Origin of the sequence: Herbiconiux sp., from assembly GCF_023264855.1 — a bacterium.
In the GTDB taxonomy this organism is placed as follows: Bacteria; Actinomycetota; Actinomycetes; order Actinomycetales; family Microbacteriaceae; genus Herbiconiux.
The window spans coordinates 1-4,789 of record NZ_JAHFUW010000093.1 but is presented as its reverse complement, the minus strand read 5'-3'; the positions used below and the strand labels follow the sequence as shown (position 1 = coordinate 4,789).

The window sequence follows — 4,789 nt, the reverse complement described above, 5'->3', positions numbered from 1 at the left end:
GGGCCGTTCTCGGTGAGCGAGAGGTAGGGCAGCGTGATGCTGGCCGACATGCCCGAGGAGAGCTCCTTCTTGGCCTGCTCCGCGGCCTCCTTGAGGCGCTGCTTGGCGATCTTGTCGTTGGAGACGTCGACGCCGGTGGTGTCTTTGAACTGCTTGATCAGGTAGTCGACGATCCGCTGGTCCCAGTCGTCGCCGCCGAGGCGGTTGTCGCCCGAGGTGGAACGCACCTGGATGGTGCTGAAGTCGTCGTCTTTACCCACTTCGAGCAGCGACACGTCGAAGGTTCCGCCACCGAGGTCGAAGACCAGGATGAGCTCGTCTTCCTTGCCCTTGTCGAGGCCGTAGGCGAGCGCCGCCGCGGTGGGCTCGTTGATGATGCGCAGCACGTTGAGGCCCGCGATCTCGCCGGCCTCCTTCGTGGCCTGGCGCTCGGAGTCGTTGAAGTACGCGGGAACGGTGATGACGGCATCCGTCACGGTGTCGCCCAGGTACGACTCGGCGTCGCGCTTGAGCTTGGCCAGGATGCGGGCCGAGATCTCTTGCGGCGTGAGCTTCTTGCCGTCGATGTCGGCCTTCCAGTCGGTGCCGATGTGGCGCTTCACGCTGGAGATGGTGCGGTCGACGTTGGTGACGGCCTGGCGCTTCGCGGTCTCACCGACGAGCACCTCGCCGTCTTTGGTGAAGGCGACCACCGAGGGGGTGGTGCGGAAACCCTCCGCGTTCGCGATGACGGTGGGCTCTCCACCTTCGAGCACGGCCACCACCGAGTTGGTGGTTCCGAGGTCGATGCCTACTGCACGAGCCATGTGGCTGTTCTCCTTCTGTTGCGTTGCTGTCGTATCGAAAGTCTGTTCAAGACCTGAGCCTTGTGACCTCAAGTTTTCCACGAGGCGGATCGAGAGTCAAGTTCTCCCAGCAAAAGTTGAGCCAACTCGACTCAAGGTGCAGAACGAAGGCCCCCTGCACCGAGGTGGCAGGGGGCCTTCGAGGCGACCGGTCCGGATCAGGCGGCGGGGCCCGCGATCAGCGTCACGGTGGCCGACTGGGCGGCGCCGGCGGCGGTCGTCCAGCCGAGGGTCACCGATTCTCCCGGCTCCATCTGCGCGATGGCGGCCGACAGGGCGGTTCCGGATGCCACGGCGGTACCGTTCACCGCCGTGATCGTGTCGCCGGCAACGAGCCCCGCCTCGGCGGCGGGGGTGTTCTCGTAGACGCCCGCCACGAGCGCGCCGGCGGCGGAGCCGGTCGCCGTGGCCGTGGACTGGGCCAGGCCGATGCCGAGGAAGCCCGAGGCGCCGATCTGCACGGTGCCCGACTCGTCGCCCGCGACGATCTGCGAGGCGATCTCGAGCGCCGTGGAGATGGGGATGGCGAAGCCGGTGATCTCGGCCGAGCCCGAGGAGGCGGCCGTGTCGATGCCCACCACGGCGCCGTCGGCGTTCAGCAGCGGCCCGCCGGAGTCGCCGGAGACGATGTCGGCGTCGACCTGGATGAGGCCGGTGAGGTCTTCGCTCGAGACGCCCGACTCGCTCTGGGTGGTGATGCTCTGCTGCAGGGCCGTGACGGTTCCGGATGCGGCGACGAGGTCGCCGGTTCCCTCGGCATTGCCGACCGCGGTGACGGCATCCCCCACGGCGGCCGCCGCCGAGTCGGTGGCGAGCGGCTTGGTCGAGAGCCCGCTGGCGTCGGCCAGCTGCAGCACGGCGATGTCGTTCGTGGGGTCGACGCCCACGACCGTGGCCGAGTAGCTCTCACCGGTCTCTTCGTCGGTGACCTCCACCGCGGTCGATCCCTCGATCACGTGGTTGTTGGTGAGGATCAGGCCGTCGGAGGTGAGCACGATCCCCGTGCCGGCGGCCTGCCCGCCCTGGTAGCTGAGGTCGGAGACGATCGTGACGACACCGGCGGTCTGCTCGGCCGACGCGGCGACGGCATCCGTCTGGGTGGAGGCGGAGCCCGTTCCGGAGCCGGAGCCGTATCCGAAGCCGCTGGAGCCCGAACCCGAACCCGAGTTGTAGCCGTACCCGTTGCTGCTGCCGGTGCCGCCGCCGTAGGGCGCCACCTGGCCGAACGAGGAGCCCGGGCCGGTCGTGGTGGTGCCGGGCTCGACGATCGCGGTGGTCGAGCTGCCGGACGTGGCCTGCGCCACGACCGCCTGGCCCACGGCGAGCGCCGTTCCGCCCGTGCCGAGCAGGCCCACGAGGCCGAGGGCGGTGGCGCCCACGATGAGACCGGTCTTGCGCCGGCGGGAGCGCCGGGCGGCGTGCGGGTCGGGCAGGGTCGTGATGGAGTAGTTCATGGGGTCCTCGAGTCTGGTTCAGGGAAGTGGGCGGGGCTCCTGTGCGGTGCGGTAGTCAGTTCATCCCGCTCGTCCAAATGTCCGCTGGGCCTGCGCTATGAGCTGCCTATGATCCGTCGCCCGCTGTTCACCCCCGCGGGCTACTGTGGCTGCATGACCGACGGCTCCACGCCGGCTGCCAGCGCAGCCCCCCGATTCCGCCACGTGCTCGCCTGGGGCCTCTGGGACTGGGGATCCGCCTCGTTCAACGCGGTCATCACCACCTTCGTGTTCACGGTGTACCTCACGAGCGACTCGTTCGGCGGCGAGACCGCCGTCTCGGCGCAGCTGGGCATCGCCATGACGATCGCGGGCGTTCTCGTGGCCCTGCTCGCGCCCATCACGGGGCAGCGCTCCGACCGGCGCGGCCGCCGCAAGCTCTGGCTGGCGATCAACACCTACATCGTGGTGGGGCTCTCGGCGCTGATGTTCTTCGTGGCGCCGGATCCCGGCTACCTCTGGCTCGGCCTGTTCCTGCTGGCCGCGGGCACCATCTTCTTCGAGTTCGCGAGCGTGAACTACAACGCCATGATGTGGCAGGTCTCGACGCCCACGACCATCGGCAAGGTCTCCGGCTTCGGCTGGGGCATGGGGTACGTCGGCGGCATCGTGCTGCTGCTGTTCGTCTACTTCGGGTTCATCGAGCCGATCGGCGGCACGGCCCTGTTCGGCGTTCCGGCCACCGACGGGCTGCCGATCCGGGTCACCGTGCTGGTCTCGGCGATCTGGTTCGGGCTGTTCGCACTGCCCGTGCTGCTCTCGGTGCCCGAGTACAACGCGCCGTCGACGGATGCGGCCGCCCGCGGGCCCCGGGTGGGCTTCTTCGCCTCGTACGGGGTGCTCGTCCGCGACATCCGCACGCTCTTCCGGGAGAGCCGGCAGACGGTCTACTTCTTGGTGGCGAGCGCGGTGTTCCGCGACGGCCTGACCGGCGTGTTCACGTTCGGCGGCGTGCTGGCGGCGGGCTCGTTCGGGTTCACGTCGGGGCAGGTGATCATCTTCGCCATCGCCGCGAACATCGTGGCCGGGGCCTCCACTATCCTGGTGGGACTGCTGGATGACCGCTTCGGGGCCAAGCCCGTGATCGTCACCGCGCTGGTGGGGCTCGTGCTGTGCGGATCGGCCGTGTTCTTCCTGCACGACGGCGGCCAGACGGTGTTCTGGATCTTCGGGCTCGCGCTCTGCGCCTTCGTGGGGCCGGCGCAGTCGGCGAGCCGCTCGTTCCTCGCCCGGCGCATCCCGGCCGGCCGCGACGGCGAGATCTTCGGGCTCTACGCCACCACCGGCAAGGCGGCGACGTTCCTGTCGCCACTGATGTTCACCGTGTTCATCGGCATCGGAGCCGCGATCGCCGGCCCCGGGGCGAACGTGCAGTACTGGGGCATCCTGGGCATCGTGCTGGTGCTGCTCGCCGGCCTGCTGCTGCTCCTGCCCGTGAAGTCGGGCGGCGTGGGGGCGCTGGCCGACCGCGGCGGCAGCCTCGACGGGCGGGCCGCATCCGCCCCGTCGCCGAGCGCTCGCTGAGCTCGCGTTCACTCCAGCGAGATCCAGGCCGAGCTCCGCCACCATGGCAGAGCTGGCGCTCAGACTCGCTGGAGTGAACCGGATGCGGCGCAGGAGGCTCGCGGGTCAGGCCAGCGAGCCTAGCCAGAGGCCGAGGGTGGCGGCCGCGACCGAGGCCACGAGCATCCCGAAGCCGTTGAGGAACGCGGCGGCCGCCTGGCCGGTCTGCAGCAGGCGCACGGTCTCGAAGCTGGCCGTGCTGAAGGTCGTGTAGCCGCCGAGGAAGCCGGTGCCCAGGATGAGCAGCCACTGCTCCGACACCACGTGCGAGAGCGCGAGGCCGGTGAGCAGGCCGAGCAGCAGCGATCCCGACACGTTGATGACCGTGACGCCCACGGGATAGCTCGACCGGATGCGGGTGCGCACGAGACCGTCGACCACGAAGCGGGTGGCGGCCCCGAGGCCTCCGGCCACCGCGAGCGCGACGAACACGAGCGGGGTCATCGGGTGCCCTCCCGCCCGGTGTCGGTTCCGGTTCCGGCGTCGGTTCCGGTGCCGGCGTCGGCGTCCGGGTCGATGGGGAGGGCCGACTCCGGGCCGCGGCGACCGAGGCGGGCGCCGAGGAGGATGCCCGCCCAGCTCGCGAGACCGCCGACGACCACGGTGGCCACGCCGTAGCCGAGGGCGAGGCCGAGCCCGCCGTCGGTGAGGATCTCGGCGCTGTCGGCCGAGAGGGCGCTGTAGGTGGTGAAACCGCCGAGCACCCCCGTGCCCACGAACAGGCGCAGGGTGTGCCGCACGCCGGCGTCGGGGCCGCGCAGGGCGAGCGCCTGCAGCAGCACGCCCAGGATGAACGCACCCACGATGTTGATGCCGAAGATCGCCACCGGGAACGAGCCGATCGGGCTCACCACGAGAGTGATGGCGGCGCGCGCGGCCGTGCCGATC

At 70.1% G+C, this 4,789-nt stretch carries 5 protein-coding genes; 1 reads left to right on the top strand and 4 read right to left on the bottom strand.

The features are described 5' to 3' along the window. A partial coding sequence (locus tag Q0D75_RS20885; RefSeq protein WP_291057798.1) for an Hsp70 family protein occupies window positions 1–806 on the bottom strand: 806 nt, incomplete at its 3' end. 197 nt (window positions 807–1,003) lie between these two features. Beyond that, window positions 1,004–2,299: a trypsin-like peptidase domain-containing protein gene (locus Q0D75_RS20880; RefSeq protein WP_291057796.1), complete on the bottom strand. Its 1,296-nt coding sequence runs from the start codon at window positions 2,297–2,299 to the stop codon at window positions 1,004–1,006. Between the two features lie 153 nt (window positions 2,300–2,452). Here Q0D75_RS20880 and Q0D75_RS20875 point away from each other — a divergent pair, with 153 nt between their 5' ends. Continuing rightward, the gene (locus Q0D75_RS20875; RefSeq protein WP_291057794.1) at window positions 2,453–3,862 is read left to right on the top strand and encodes an MFS transporter; all 1,410 of its coding nucleotides are present in this window, start codon (window positions 2,453–2,455) and stop codon (window positions 3,860–3,862) included. 105 nt (window positions 3,863–3,967) lie between these two features. Here Q0D75_RS20875 and crcB read toward each other — a convergent pair whose 3' ends face one another. Together crcB and Q0D75_RS20865 are read right to left on the bottom strand one after the other, a co-directional pair. Further along, window positions 3,968–4,345 carry a fluoride efflux transporter CrcB gene (crcB, locus tag Q0D75_RS20870; RefSeq protein ID WP_291057792.1) on the bottom strand — a complete coding sequence of 126 codons (378 nt, stop codon included), beginning with the start codon at window positions 4,343–4,345 and terminating at the stop codon, window positions 3,968–3,970. After that, the coding region (locus Q0D75_RS20865) for a CrcB family protein (protein ID WP_366513470.1) at window positions 4,342–4,789 on the bottom strand (448 nt) is incomplete at its 5' end. The genes Q0D75_RS20865 and crcB, both read right to left, overlap by 4 nt.